Raw genomic sequence first — 13,889 nt, 5'->3', positions numbered from 1 at the left:
TGCCTATTCATCTTCTTGGTGGTCGTCGGGAGCGTTGTCAGGTTCGAGTTGTTCGAGAAAGGCGGCAATAACGGCAAGCTGCTCGTTCGGTCCGATGTCGCCAAGGTGCGCAGCGAGCTGGCGGGCTTGCTCCATGGCGCGCTGCCGTTGCTCAGCGCTCAGGTGCAGCAGATGGCTGATCTCGCCCTGTTGCGCATCGACACGCTTGAGCAAGAGCGCGCCCTCGGTGGCGCTGGCGGCGCCCTGCTCGCCGAGGCGCAGGCGCTGCAGGTCGCGCGCTTGCTCGGCGCGCTCGCGCAGGCGCAACAGGGCTTGGCGACGGGTCTCCTCGCGCCATTTGCTCGGCGGCACCTTGGCGATCAGGGTGGCGACCGATTCGAGCCAGGTGGAGTCGCTGCTGTGGGCGGGATCGGCCAGGCGACGGATGAAAGCACCGAGCCCCTGCCGATCCGGGGTGAAGTCGTCGAGTCCGCGATAGCGCTCGGCGAGGGCTTGGCGCAGGTCCGCAAGTTCGCTTGGGGGGTCGTGGAGCAGCGCGCGCCCGAGTTGTTCCTGCCAGTCGGCCATGAGGGCCGGATAGGCCTGCTTGAGTTCGCGCAGCGCGCCAACCAGACGGTCGACGAACGGCTCGATGGCGCCGCGCTCATCGCTGTTCAGCACCTCGGGCGCGGTGCCGCAGGCGGTAGGCAGCGCCTCGAACAGCAAGACACCGGGGCTGGCGGCTTGGCTGATGGCGCGGCGCACGGCACCCGCCGTGGCGGAGAGGCCAGCGCAGTGCTGGCTGTACTCGGGCAGCGCGTTGATGAAACCGACCAGCGGACGCACGATGTCGAGCAGGGTGGCCTCCGCCGGCACGCGCCCGACAACGCTGTGGATGTAGCGATCGAACAGCTCGCCGCGCAAGCCGCCGAGGTCGAAGCGCTCGAGCGCGAACAGCTCGGGACGGCGGCACAGCAGTTCGGCGTGCTCGAGGCTGAGCTGGTCGCAAAAGACGCCTTCCTGATAGAGCGCCACATCGCGCTGATGGGCGATCAGGTAGGCGATGATCAGCACCGGCAGCACGCCGAGCTTGATGCCAAAGGGCGGGCCGCGCAGGCGCTCGTAGAGTTCGGGCAACGGCACTTGCCGCTCGCCGCCCTCGCCGAGCATCGCGGTGATGGCGTCCCAGAACGGGCACATCCGGCAGGGATCGTGCTCGGGGTCGGGCGCATAGAGGCCGAGTCGGCCGTGTTCTTCGCGATGCAGCCGGGTGGCGGCGAGCAGATTGAGATAGAGGCTCTTTTCGGCCGGGGTCTTGGCGATGCCGAGTCCGGGCTGGTCGGCGGCGCTGAGCATGGCGGCGATCAGCCGTTTGCGCCCGAGGTTGGCGCTCGGCGAGGGCGCGTCGCGGTTGAGCAGTTCGTTGTTGAGGCGCGGCGCCTTGGGGTAGTGTCGGGCGGCCCAGTCGGAGAGCAGCCCTTGCAGCTCGCGGCGCTGCTGGATGGGCTGCTCGATGCCGTCGCAGAACCAGCGCAGTTGCTCGGGCGCGGCGATGAGGCCGCGAATGGCCTGGTGCGCCTCTTGCTCGGCATGGCTGAGCCAGGCGCGGTGCTCGCGCGCGGCGACCGGGTCTTGATGCAGGGCGGCTTGCTGCTTGGGCAGCTCGCACAGGGCCATCCATTCGTCGATGGCTTCGCGCAGCCGTTCGGTGAAGAAGCACAGGGCGAGCACGCCGCGCGCGGTGGTGGGGGTGGTTTCGTGCTCGCTGGCGAGATAGAACCAGAGCGGCAGCTCTTGCGAACCAACCGCGGCCGGCGGCCAGCGCTCGGCGGCGGTAAAACACGGGCTGAAGGCGCGCAGGTTGCCGGTGTGGATGGTGATGCGCCGGGCGACTTGGGCGCGCAGCGGTGCGAGGTCATTGAGGGTGTCGGCGAGCGAGCGCCCGGCTTGCGCGGCGAGGGCTTCCTCGAGCGCGGCGCGCAGGTCGAAGTCCGAGCCGGCCCAAACGCGATAGTCTTGGCTGAATTGGCGAAAGTGGATGCTGGAGCCGGCCTGCAGACGCTCGATGAGCGCCGGCAGTTGGCTGCCGAAGAGCGCGCCGAGCAGCACCGGGCTGGCCTTGAAGCCGCGCTGAGCGCCGATCAGGTTGAACAGGCCGATGGTCTTGAGCAGGGCGATGAGCGCCGGCGCATCGGGGTCGTTGGGATCATTCGGGGCGACGTCGAGCCGTTCCAGCGCGGTGACCACCTCGGCCCACCGGTGATCGGTGGCGGCATCGCCGAGCGCGGTGCTTTGGTTGAGGACGAAGTAGTCGTAGAGGTCCCATGGCCAGACCCAGTCACCGAGCCGCAGTCGACGCAGTCGCTCCTGCAGGCCGAACGGCTCGTGGCTGCCGAGATAGGAAAACAGCGTGCGCTCGTTCTGCGCGATCTTCTGACACAGGGTGGGCAGCAACAGCAGGCTGATGGGATGCAGCGGATAGCAGCGCGCACACAAGGCGGTCGCCTCGTCGGCGTCGAGTCCGTGCGGCAGCGCGCCCTCGTCGGCGAGCAACCGGATGCTACGCTCGAGGCTGGCCTGGGTGTGCGCGGGCAGCGCGATCTCGCGCTTAAAAGCGGTGGCGAGCACGCGCAGCGCCTGCTCGGCGGGCTCGAGGAAGGCGATGGTCTCGAAGCGGCCCTGCACCTTGCGCCATTCGTCGCGCAGTTCGCGGCCGAGGCGCGCGCCATAGTGCTCGAAGGCTTGATGCAGCAGCACCAGGATCTGCACCGGGATCGGCTCGGGGTCGCGGCTGTGCTCGGCGAGCAGTTGCAGCAGATGCAGGTCGCGTTGCTCGGGATGGTAGGCGGCGTATTCGAGGAATTTGCCCAGCTCGTCGATCTCGATCAGCAGGCCGCGCCCGCCGGCATGCGCCCAGGCGCGTTGGACTCGCAGCAGCAGTTGCAAGGCGGCGTCCATCGGTACCGGATGGTCGACGGCGTTGCGCAGGTCGCGGATCAGGCCGGCGGCCAGCCCAGCCTGCTCGACGGCGAGCGCGAGCGCAAGCAGGAGCTGGCGCTGCAGGCTATCGGGCAGTCCATTGATGCCGACGCGCAGGTAGCCGCGGCTGGTGCTGGCTGGGTCGCTGCTGGTGTTGCGGCTAGCGGCGCTGGCGGTGTTGCGGCTGCTGGTGGCATGGCTGGCGGCGCTGCTGGTGGCATGGCTGGCGATGCCGCTGGTGGCATGGCTGGCGGTGCCGCTGGTGGTATGGCTGGCGGTGCCGCTGAGGGCTTGGCTGATCTGCTCGGTCAGCTCGGGATCGACGGCCTGTAAGACGCGCGCGGCGGTCCGATGGGCCTCGCTGCCGGGATCGGACAGCAAGGCGCCGGCAAACAGCGCCATCGCTGACTTGCCCACGCCGTAAGGTCCGATAGCCGCGAGCGCACGCGGCCTCGGCTCGGCGCTCAGCCCGGCGGCCATCTGGCGCAGACATTGGCGCGCGCGCGAGGTCGGCCGGTAGGCGGCGACCAGCTCCAGCGTGTCGCCATCGCGCGCGAGATTGATGGCGCGCGTGTAGACGGATTCGATGTGAATGCTGTCAGCAAGCGGCGCGGCGGCGGTGCCGGAATCAGCCAAGTCGTTCATCGTCGCGGATCAGCCTTGAGTGATCGATCAGGCGGCCACCGCCCGCGCATGGGCGATTTCGTTATGGTCCACCGTACGCACATCCGCCGCGCCAAGACTGGCCACGGTGAGCGTGGCACCTTCAAGGGTCATAAATTCGACTTCAAAGCCTTGACCATTGCCATGCACCAGAACGACTGTGCCCACATCACCAGTGGTTAGGCCATGATCGGCGAGATCGGTTGTCAGGACGACGGTATCGAGTTCTTTGATCATCAGTTCCTCCGAGCTTTCAGTGGATAAGCCGTCACAAATTGCGGCGCGTTTTGCCCAGACTCGAGAAACCAGATGGCACGAATGCTCGGTGCCCGGCCATCTGGGCTCGGCAAGGGGCCATCGATAGCATAAGAGACGCCGAAGGGCGTTGATTGCTCCTCGTAGACCGGATGCTCAACGGCATGCTGTAACAAAGCTGCCTCAAGTTGCTTCCAGGCTGCCTTAGAGAAACCGCATGCTCTGAAGAATCTGGCTTTATGTCGCCCAGCCGGATGGTCGTCCGACAACAAATAGTGCGTGATCTTTTCTGGTCGGATGGCGGCACGGTTAGCATTAGGAAGTCTCATAGCTGGCCTTGCTACGACTCGCCGGTGTAGTAGTGCCGCAAGACCGCCAGCGGCTCAGGGCGCTGGTCGCGCTCGAGCCAGAAGAGTTGATGCAGGCCGGCGGTGTCGCGCAGCTCATAGCGGCCGGGATAGGCGGCGAGCAGTGCATCGAGGTGGCGCATGAGGCCGTCTTCGCTGAGCCGGAACACGGCGCCGAGCGCGGCCCAGTCGCCCTCGGCATAGAGCAGGCCGCGCACCGAGAGCGCGGGCTGATCGGGCTCGGCGGCGAAGCGCTGGGCGAGTGCGAATTCGAGCGCGACCAACGGCAGAAAGGGCCGTGGCGCGCGCGGGCTGCGATAACCACCTTCGGGATCGGCCTCGATCAGACCCAGCGGTGCGAGCAGCGCGTCGAGATGCTCATCGGTGCGCCCGGGCACGGCGGCATACAGCCGCAGCAGCGTCGAGATGTCGGATTTGAGCGTGGTCGCGGCGCGGTTCAGGCGCAGCTCGGCGGTGGCGAAATCGGTCAGCGCGCCGAGGATCTCAGACTCGGTGAAGCGCGGCGCGGCAAAACGGTTGAAGAACCAGAAGAATCCAGTCGCCCGCTCGGCATTGGTGGCGATCAGCCAGTGGATGATCCAGAGCGTGGCGTCGTCTTCGAGATAGGGATCGGCATCCGGCCCGAGCAGGGCCTCGCCGAGCGGGGTGATGCGCGCCGTCGCGTCCTCGAAATGGACCAAGCCGCAGACTCGCAGCCAGTAGTGGATGGCGTTGACCATGTTGCGCCCGACGCCAAGGCGACGCATGGCGGACTCGGGATCGTCGAACAGGGCGGCATCGTCGCGCAGCGCAAGCAGGCTCTTGGGCAACCAGGCGAACCGCAGTGGGAAGGTCTCGTGGCGACCAAAGCTGGTCTGTTGACGGTTGAGCTGCATTGCGACCTCCCCCCTCCTTGAGATCAAAACCATCAAGTAGGCTACTCCACGCTTGCATCTTGCGCAAACATTGCGGTTAGCGCACAGCCCTGACGCACGACTTCCGAGGCGGCAGAAGATCGGCTGAAAATGTGGCGATGTTCCCATCCAACCCCAGCGCGAAGCGAGCATGAGCGCCATCCTGGCGGCAAAAAACCGACCCCGATCGAGGCTGAAGCCCCCTGAGGCAACAGGCCCCCGCCGCCTGCGGTGAGCAAGCGGACACCCTCACGGCGGCGTTGGCCTCAGCGTAAGCGCAATCGAAACGGACGGTTCAGGCGCTGCTCCATCTCCACGGGATCGATCCAAGGACCGGTGAGGGTCGTGCGGATCAAGCCGATCGCCGCCTGCACCCCAAGCTGAGCGAACAGCCCAGCGAGCTCCTTGGAGAAGCGCGCCAAGGTATTGATGAGGTGCGCCAAGCGCATCAGGAAGTGGTACCCCTTCATCGCATTCCACTGCTTAGCAAAGGCATGCTCATAGGCATAGCCCTGGTGCTTTTCGACCAGAAACGCCCCCTCGATGCCCCAGCGATAGCGCGCACTCAGATTACAGCGGGTATGCACATTGAGCCGACTTAAAGGGCGCGAGGACAGCCACACATGTCGGCTCTCCTGGGTGACAATCTCCGCGGTTTGGGGATCAACCACCTGCCAGTGCTCGCGGCACGTCACCACATGGACCTCGAGCGACTTCTTGGCATTGGGTCCATACGCATAGCGAATCGCATTCACCCACTGGAAGTGCTGCTCGCGCTCGCCCCAGCGCAGCTGTAGGCGGTTGTCCGGCTGTTCGTGGCCCAGGCTGCGGACCTCCTCCCACACACTGGGTAGCGAGCCATCCTTGAGCACGATCATGAAATCCCAGTGGTAGTCACGGCAGCGCTCCATGATCGGCCCATTGGCATAGAGGCCATCGAGCAGCAGCATCACTGGCAGGCGTGGGAAGGCCGTCTTGATGCGCGCGGCAAGGCGGTGAAAGGCCTTGGTCTCGCAGTCCTGCTTACGCTGTTCGCCATCACCGGGCGCGTACTCGAGAAACTCGCTCATCAAGGGGATGACCATGCCGTTGCGAAAGCACAAGCTCGCTTCTAGGACGTAGACGTAGTACTGATACGACGGCTCATCCTCGCTGTCGGCATCGACCTTGGGGCCGATACGCCGCTGCAGCAGATGCTCATCCCACAGCGTCGAGAAGGCGATCTTCTGGGTGCCATCGATGCCAACGGGATAGCAGTTATTGATCAGATAGCGGGCAAACGTCTTGTTGCGAATCAGCTGTTTGACCAGGTCAAGATGCGCCTGCTCGATCGCGCTGACATCGATGCGCGCGAGCAATCGAAACAGGGTATCGGCATGCGGGAGGCGCTCGAGCTGCGGAAACAACAGCCGCAGGTTCTGCTCGAACATCGGCCGGGTGAGCTCGGCATTGGCGGCGCGTCTTGAGCCATACTGAAACACAAACGCCAACAGCCCGTAGAGCATCAGGACGGTGAGTTGGTGCTTGAGTTTCTTGGGATTTCTCGGGTCGGGGATCTTGCGCAAGCGCTTGAGCAGCACGGGCAGCATCCGGCGCATGATCAGGATCAGAGAAGAGACCGCCTCGGTGCGCGCGCTGCGCTCTTCGTCGATGCTCTGATAAGGGGAGGTGCTGTTCGATGCCGTGGGCGTCGGCGCTGGGATCAGTCCGGCCTCACGCTGGTGTTGGCGTAACTGGGCACGCTGGCGTTTTTTTTCTCGCCTGTGCTTTGATGTCCTCGCGTCCCGGACGCCGGCTTGGCTGGCTCATGACTGGGTTTGACCTCGGAGTGAAGGGGAGCACAAGCGTGCCCGAAAGTCCGCCTGCAGCGGCTTGGCGAACAGCAGTTTGGGGTGGGTGTGATAGTGCTTTCCCGGGCGCACCAGGCCTGCACCGCTGGTGCGCCCCAGCAGTTCCCAGCCGGCGCCACGGTAACAACTGCCGCGATACTGGCGTGGGTCGACGAAGGTCTCCAGCAGCAGCGGGCGATAGCCCCAGCGCGCCTGCCAGTCATCGCCGACCTGCCGGGCCAGCTGTCCCAGTACGTGGCTGGCCAGATTCGGCACCATGACACCGGGGAACAGGAGGAAGCGGCTGTTATTGAGCACCCAGGGCAGGTTCGCGAGGCGTTGCCGGTCACTCCAGCCAATCCAGCGCTCGCGTGCGCTCAAGGCTTTGGCCGCACCGCTGAGCAGAACACAGCCGAGCCAGTGCTCGGCGGATTCGATGAGGTAGCGCGCCCAGTAGCCGAAGGGCTGTTTATAGCCCAGGGGATGGTGGCGCGCGAGGGCGTCATTGCAGCGCTGTTCATCGCGCGCCTCGCGGGCCAGGCGCAGGCGCACGCCGCCGAGCGCGCCGAGCGCGCAGGCGAGCGTCGGCAGCGGATCGGGCAGTGGGCTGGTCGCGAGCGCGGCGCGCACGCGTGGGCCGGGATGGCTTTTCTCTTGCCGCAGCGCCGGGCGGCGCAGTTGCCCGGCCGCTTCTAGGCGGGCCAGCAGCTTGGTGCAGGCGTCAATCTTTGGCCGGCCTGCTGGCGTGAGCCAGTCGAGGTGCTCGCAGAGCGTGGCGGTGAGCTCCGAGCGCGCTAATCCGGGAAAGCGTTCGATGAAGGCACGGATGTAGGCGAGATCCTCGGGCGTGATCTCCCGATCCCCTTGCCACCAGGTCGTGCGGTCTTGATCGCGCATGCAAGGCCCATCCGGTCTGCATAATGAGTCAGACTCGATCGTCTCACGACGCCGGCGTCGTGTCTACCCGCTTTTGCGAACACTTTTTTTACGCCTTCCCGGCAGGCCTTACTGGGGTTAGGCTCTGGAGATCGTGCGTCAGGGCTGGTTAGCGCATCAGGTCTTGAATGCGCCGTACAGCCTCGATGATGAGGTGCGCGGCCTCCTCGGCCTGTTCGACGCGATGGGTGCGGTCGAAGCTGACCCGGAAGGCGCTATAGAGGGCCCGATCGTTGACACCCATGGCGCGCAGGACGTGTGAGGGCTCGACGGTGCCTGAGCTGCAGGCGGAGCCGGAGGAAAGGGCAAGACTGCCGGCAAGCTGGTTGATCAGGGCATCGCTGGGAATGCCGGGGATCGAGAGGCCAAGGATGTAGGGCGAGCGGGGCGCCTCGGCGCCGTGCACGATGACGGGGATACCAGCGGCGGTCAAGGTGTGCAAGAAGCGATCACGCACGGCAGTGACCTGGGCGCGATCGGCGTCGCGCCGTCGTGAGGTCTTGGCGAGTGCGCTGGCGAAGCCGATGATCTGATGCACCGGCAAGGTGCCAGGGCGCAAGCCGTGCTCCTGCTCGCCGCCAAACATCAGCGGTGTGAGGCGCAGCTGGCGCCGGTTGCGGATGATCAGGCAACCGATGCCCTTGGGGCCATGCAGTTTGTGCGCCGAGGCGGTGAGCAGGTCGATCGGGGTGGCGTCGAGATCGATCGCGTATTTGCCCGCAGCTTGCGCAGCATCGACATGGAACAGCACACCGGCCTCGGCGGCGACCTCGGCGATGGCCTCGATGGGCTGCAGGACGCCGATCTCGTTGTTGGTGTGCATCACCGAGACCAACAGGGTGTCCGGGCGCAACGCAGCGGCGATGGCCTCGGGCTGGATGACGCCGTTGACATCGGGCCGCACCCGAGTGATCTCGAAACCTTCGCGCTCGAGCTGCTCGGCACAGGCGAGCACCGCGCGATGCTCGATGGCGGATATGACCAGATGCCGGCCGCGCTCGGCATAGGCGCGAGCGATGCCGATCAGGGCGAGGTTGTCGGACTCGGTCGCGCCGCTGGTGAAAATGACCTCGTCGGGCTCGCAACTGAAGGCATCGGCGATCAGCTCACGGCAGCTTGCAACTCGGCGCGCTGCCGCCTGCCCGTAGCCATGAGCGGTGGCGGAGGGGTTGCCGAGTAGCGACCGCAGCGCGTCGGTCATCTCGGCGACCACCTCGGGGTCGATCGGGGTGGTCGAGGCGCTATCGAAGTACATACCGTTCAACGTCTTCTCCGCGTTTAGAAGAGCGCCAAGATACCTTGGGCGATTTCCGCGAATGCTTGTTTTCTCCGCTTCAATTATTCTGGGCATACAGCGCGACACTGACCACCACGCCATCAGCGCCGGAGACCAACCGATGACTCAGCTCGCTCAAGACCTCGCCATCAGCGTGGACGACTATCTCGACGGTGAACTGCGCAGCGAGATTCGCCATGAATATATCGCTGGCGCCGTGTTCGCGATGGCGGGGGCAGGTGAGGCCCATAACCGTATCAGTTTGAACCTGGCCTTCCACCTCAGGGCAGCAGCACGCGGCACGCCCTGTGGGGTCTTCATGAGCGACATGAAGGTCCATGTGCGCTCACACGAGGCCTTCTACTACCCCGACGTCTTGCTGACCTGCGACCCGAACGACCGCGAATCGCTCTATAAGACCGAGCCCTGTCTGATCGCCGAGGTCCTCTCACCCGGTACCGAGCTGACCGATCGGCGCGAGAAGCTGATCGCTTATCGTAGCCTGCCCGCGCTCAAGGAGTATCTCTTGATCGCCCAGGATCGTCGCCGCGTGGAGCGCTACCGGCTCACGGCGGAAAGGGCGTGGCACTACGAGATCATCGAGGACGGGACGATCAGCATTGGCTGCGGCGATCTGCGGGTGCAGGTCTCGATCGCCGATCTGTATGAGGATGTGGTGCTCGAAGCGGCCGATCGGCATCCAGACCCGGCCACCGATCCCTGTTAAAAACGGGAGACGACCTTGGTCACGAGGCCCGTCTCCAGGGCTTCGCCGTGCGAGATCCAGTACATCGCGTTATTGGGCACCGCGGCGGCGGCCAAGGCGATGCTGGAGTCGATGCCCATCTCGCGCAGATAGAGCGCGGCGCTGACCACCGAGAATTGTCCGCCCTCGTGGCTGCTCAGGTGCGCCGGCACCCGGCTCTGATGGATGCCCAGGCGCGCGTTGGCGGTCACATAGCGCTCGATGCCGCCCGCCAGCACGTCGACGCAGGCCGAGGTGCAGAGTTCATTGACGCCGACCGGCAGCCCATTCTCGCGCAACCAGCGGCCCAGGCGCCGCGCCTCGTAGAGGGAACCACCAGGGCTGTTGATCACCAGGCCCACGGCTTTTTCCCCGCGCAGGCGGGCGATCACCTTGTCGGCGAAGCCCGGGTTGATCTCGCCGTCGACCACCAGCCAGGTCTTATCGACGCCCCCGTCCTCGGCAAAGCGCACCAGCCCGGAGGTCGCGCCGGTCCAGGCCGTCAGATGCTCACAGGCACTGCGCGCCATCTCATACATCTGCTCATGCTGAGCGGGCCGGCTCGCGGCGATCCGCGCCAGCGCATTGGCGCGCTCGATCATCTGCTCGACCGCGAATCCATACTGATCCAGCGCCGCGATCACCACCGCATCGGTCACCGTCCGATCCCCGTTCTGCACCACGCGCAGCAGGTGGCAGGCGGCGATCTCGCTCAGCAATTCATCGACATCCAGCCCCTCGGGCAGAGGCGGGCTCCCTGGCGGCAGTCCGGCGCACGCGCCGAGCAGCGCGCTCGCGAGGATCAGGATCGACGCCGCGAACAGCCGTCGCCGCCGGCCATGCCCGCTCCGTCGCGCGCGCGCGCCCTGGCCTGGTCGGCGGCTCACCGGGTCAGTCTCGGACCGCAATCCGATCCACGCGCATCCGCGCCTTGACCGCCGCGATCGGCACTTCACGGCGATGGAAGATGCCGGCCGCGAGCGCCGCCTCGGCTCCCGTGCGCGCGAACACCTCGGAGAAATGCGCGGGCTCGCCGGCGCCGCTCGAGGCGATGACCGGAATGCCGACGGCCGCGCGCACCGCGCTGATCAGCTCCAGGTCGAAACCGCTGCCGCTGCCGTCGCGGTCGATCGAGTTGAGCAGGATCTCGCCGGCGCCAAGCTGCTCGCAGACGCGCGCCAGTTCGACTGCATCGACATCGCGCCCTTCGCGCCCGCCCTTGACCGTGCACTGGAACCAGCAGAAGCGCTCACCGTTCGGCCCCGGGATTGCGGTCTCGATCACCGGTCGCTCAGTCGCCTCCGGCGAGCGGACATAGACCCGGCGCGGATCGACCGAGATCACCACGGCCTGATTCCCGTACACCCGGGCGATCTGCTCGATGGCGCTGTGCCCGTCGCCGCCGCCGCGCGCGCGCACCGCCTCGACGATGGCGACCGCTTCGGAACCGATCGAGATCTTGTCGGCACCGGAGCGAAAATACTCACCGGCCACATCGAGCGCGCTGTAGGCATGCCCCTCGGCATCGGTGAAGGCGCGGATGCCGCCGCCAATGGTCAGCGGCACGAAGACGTTCTCCGAGGTGCGGCGCAAGACCTCGAGCATCGGTTGATCCGAGAGCGGAAAATCCCGGAACGCGGTGATGTTGAGGAAGGTGATCTCATCGGCGCCCTCCTCGTAGTAGCGCCGCGCGAGTTCGACCGGCTTGCCGAGGTTGCGCACCTCGCCGCCGGACTCGCGCACGTCGTACTGATCGCCCTTGGTCACGACCAGATCGCCGGCATCGTTGCTGCGCACGTCCAGGCAGGCGATCACGCGCTTGGCGAGTTGCGTCGGCTCGGCATGGTGCGGCCCAGCGTGGTGCAGCTCAGCATGGCCCGGCTCGACACTTGCGGAGGCGTGGCGAAGAGACGCCGCATTCGCGTCGGTGGAACTGGCCGCTGCCGACACCTGCACGGCCTCGCCGCTGAGGAAGCGGCGCAGCACCTCGAGCCCGGCCGCGCCACTTTTTTCCGGATGGAACTGGACCGCGGCGACGCGTCCACGCTGGACCGCGCTGATGAAGGCATCGCCGTAGTCGGTCTCGGCCAGCGTCCAGGCCGCGTTCTCGGCGGTGGCCTCGGCATGATAGGAATGCACGAAGTAGAAGCGCTGCTGCTCCAGTCCCGCCAGCAGGGCGCCCTCGCGTTGTGGCCGCAGGCCGTTCCAGCCCATGTGTGGGACCGCGAGCCGCGGGTCGCTGAAGCGGCGCACCTGACCTGGGATCAGCCCCAGCCCGGGCACGCCGGGCGACTCCTCGCTGCCCTCGAAGAGGCATTGCAATCCGATGCAGATGCCGAGGAAGGGGCGATCCGCCGCCAGATAGGCCTTCAGCGGTTCGCTGTAGCCGAGCGCCTCGAGGCGCTGCATGGCCGCGCCGAACGCGCCGACGCCCGGGAAGATCAGATAGTCGGCGGCGAGGATATCGGCCGGGCGGCGGATATCGGTCAGCGCGAAGCCGAGATTGGCGATGGCGTTGCGGACGCTGCGCACGTTACCAGCGCCGTAGTCGAGAAGCGAGATCATCAGTATGAGAGAGCTAGGGCAATCGTTCGAAGCCGAAGTGTAGCAGTCGACGGGCGCATCAGATATCGATGCCCTCGGCCTCGACTACCCGGGCTAGCGCCGCTTCCATGGTGGCACGGGCGCGGGCGGTGGCCGCGTGCAAGAAGGCATGCAGGGCGGCGTCGTCGGTATTGCGGTTTTCGCACTCGCGGCTGTACTGCTCGAAGGCGACCAGGCTCGAGACCAACTGCACTAGATGATGCGGACACTCGCAACGAACCGTCGGCGAGCCAGTCGCAATCCGCGCAAGGGTGGCGCTGTCGTACAAGCGTCGGGGGATGGGTGACCCCAGATCCACGCCGTCGAGGATCGCCTCCGGCGTCGGCGTCTTCTCGCTGCCGTGCAGGGCCGCGCACCAGCGTGCGAGTTCGGCCACATCCACCGGCGCGCGCTTGGTGACAATGCGTTGTGACTCAAGTCGCTCGACCGCCGCGCGCGCCGCGAAACCATAGACCACCAGGCCTCGCGTGGCGCCGGAGGCGGTGAATAGATCGGTGATCTGCGCGATCCGGTCGAGCTGCAGCGTCGGCCGCTCGAGCACCAGCAGATCGACCCTGAGGTCGGCGATCGCCGCATGGAAACGATGTTCATCTTCAAAGGCGCCGGCCAGCTCGACGCCCTCGCCGAGCGTTGCGACATACGCCTCATCGCGTGTCAACAAGGTGGGCAGGGTCGGCCCAAGCACGGCGACACGGCAGGGAGGGCGATCGGCGTCAGCGGCTGGAATGAGATCGAGGCCGCGCGAGCGTTCCTGTAACTGCGCCAGATTCAGGGCAGCGATATGACTGATGGCATCACCGTTATCCACCAATCGCTTGATCAGCGTCAGACGGCCGACGTCTTGCGCCGAGTAAAGCCGCGTACCAGCCTCCGAGCGGATCGGCTCCACCACCGCATAGCGCCGCTCCCAGACGCGCAAGGTATCGGGCGGAATCCCGGTGAGACGGGCAACCGCGCCAATCCGATAGGTCTGGCCGTTGAACGGCTGTTCGGCATCTATCAAGACCACATCCTCTTTGTACATATTCTGTCTATATTTTGATTGCGCCAGGCAAAGCCTGGAAGAGGAGGAAGAACGCCAAATGAGTTGAGCAATCGGAAACCTCTTGTCGTGACCCGCCGGGTGAGAGTCCCGAACCGGCAAGGACTGGCCATCCACCGGAACCGAGTGTTGCGTGGTGCGGGGGCGACCCCGCCTGCGAAGCGTACACAGGGGGCGGCTAGGCCGTGTGATGGAGCCTCGAAAGAAGCGGTGTGGAGCCGACGTTGTTCAAAAGGCGGAAGGCAACAGTAGTCGCGCTGACGATGGCTAGGCGCGAACACTCCACCGGGGTCTGAGAGCAGGGCATGGTCGCAAGGGTC

General features: G+C 65.9%; 11 protein-coding genes. 1 reads left to right on the top strand and 10 read right to left on the bottom strand.

The window, feature by feature from the left end:
• Positions 1–3 precede the first annotated feature (3 nt).
• The 7 genes from CCR82_RS15605 to CCR82_RS15580 all read right to left on the bottom strand — a co-directional run bounded on the left by CCR82_RS15605 (position 4) and on the right by CCR82_RS15580 (position 9,157).
• On the bottom strand, positions 4–3,603 hold the full coding sequence (locus CCR82_RS15605; RefSeq protein ID WP_201246736.1) for a hypothetical protein: 3,600 nt from the start codon (positions 3,601–3,603) through the stop codon (positions 4–6).
• 27 nt (positions 3,604–3,630) lie between these two features.
• A complete protein-coding gene (locus CCR82_RS15600) occupies positions 3,631–3,858 on the bottom strand; it encodes a DUF4926 domain-containing protein (RefSeq protein ID WP_201246735.1) in 228 nt (75 codons plus the stop codon).
• On the bottom strand, positions 3,858–4,205 hold the full coding sequence (locus CCR82_RS19160; protein WP_338073190.1) for a DUF6883 domain-containing protein: 348 nt from the start codon (positions 4,203–4,205) through the stop codon (positions 3,858–3,860). Before CCR82_RS19160 ends, CCR82_RS15600 begins: the two co-directional genes overlap by 1 nt.
• A gap of 11 nt (positions 4,206–4,216) precedes the next feature.
• Positions 4,217–5,119, bottom strand: coding sequence for a DUF4007 family protein (locus tag CCR82_RS15595; protein WP_201246734.1), 903 nt, complete (start codon positions 5,117–5,119; stop codon positions 4,217–4,219).
• A 284-nt stretch (positions 5,120–5,403) separates the two neighbouring features.
• Positions 5,404–6,735 (bottom strand): transposase family protein, encoded by a 1,332-nt coding sequence (locus tag CCR82_RS15590; protein ID WP_201246733.1) that lies wholly within the window; start codon positions 6,733–6,735, stop codon positions 5,404–5,406.
• Positions 6,736–6,942: 207 nt separating this feature from the next.
• Positions 6,943–7,863, bottom strand: coding sequence for a Druantia anti-phage system protein DruA (locus tag CCR82_RS15585; protein WP_201246732.1), 921 nt, complete (start codon positions 7,861–7,863; stop codon positions 6,943–6,945).
• A 148-nt stretch (positions 7,864–8,011) separates the two neighbouring features.
• Positions 8,012–9,157 carry a cysteine desulfurase family protein gene (locus CCR82_RS15580; RefSeq protein WP_242513537.1) on the bottom strand — a complete coding sequence of 382 codons (1,146 nt, stop codon included), beginning with the start codon at positions 9,155–9,157 and terminating at the stop codon, positions 8,012–8,014.
• Positions 9,158–9,299: 142 nt separating this feature from the next.
• Here CCR82_RS15580 and CCR82_RS15575 point away from each other — a divergent pair, with 142 nt between their 5' ends.
• Positions 9,300–9,905, top strand: coding sequence for a Uma2 family endonuclease (locus CCR82_RS15575; RefSeq protein WP_201246730.1), 606 nt, complete (start codon positions 9,300–9,302; stop codon positions 9,903–9,905).
• Here the strand turns inward: CCR82_RS15575 and CCR82_RS15570 are convergent.
• Genes CCR82_RS15570 through CCR82_RS15560 form a run of 3 tightly spaced genes read right to left on the bottom strand, consistent with a single transcriptional unit; the run spans position 9,902 to position 13,530 of the window.
• On the bottom strand, positions 9,902–10,810 hold the full coding sequence (locus CCR82_RS15570; protein ID WP_338073189.1) for a COG3904 family protein: 909 nt from the start codon (positions 10,808–10,810) through the stop codon (positions 9,902–9,904). The two genes, CCR82_RS15575 and CCR82_RS15570, sit on opposite strands and share 4 nt — an antisense overlap.
• A gap of 4 nt (positions 10,811–10,814) precedes the next feature.
• A complete protein-coding gene (gene hisF / locus CCR82_RS15565) occupies positions 10,815–12,488 on the bottom strand; it encodes an imidazole glycerol phosphate synthase subunit HisF (RefSeq protein ID WP_201246729.1) in 1,674 nt (557 codons plus the stop codon).
• 58 nt (positions 12,489–12,546) lie between these two features.
• The gene (locus CCR82_RS15560; protein WP_242513531.1) at positions 12,547–13,530 is read right to left on the bottom strand and encodes a MerR family transcriptional regulator; all 984 of its coding nucleotides are present in this window, start codon (positions 13,528–13,530) and stop codon (positions 12,547–12,549) included.
• Positions 13,531–13,889 lie beyond the last annotated feature (359 nt).

The organism is Halochromatium salexigens, from assembly GCF_016653295.1.
In the GTDB taxonomy this organism is placed as follows: Bacteria; Pseudomonadota; Gammaproteobacteria; order Chromatiales; family Chromatiaceae; genus Lamprobacter; species Lamprobacter salexigens.
The sequence above is the reverse complement of the archived record's forward strand: the minus strand, read 5'-3'. Positions and strand labels throughout refer to the sequence as shown.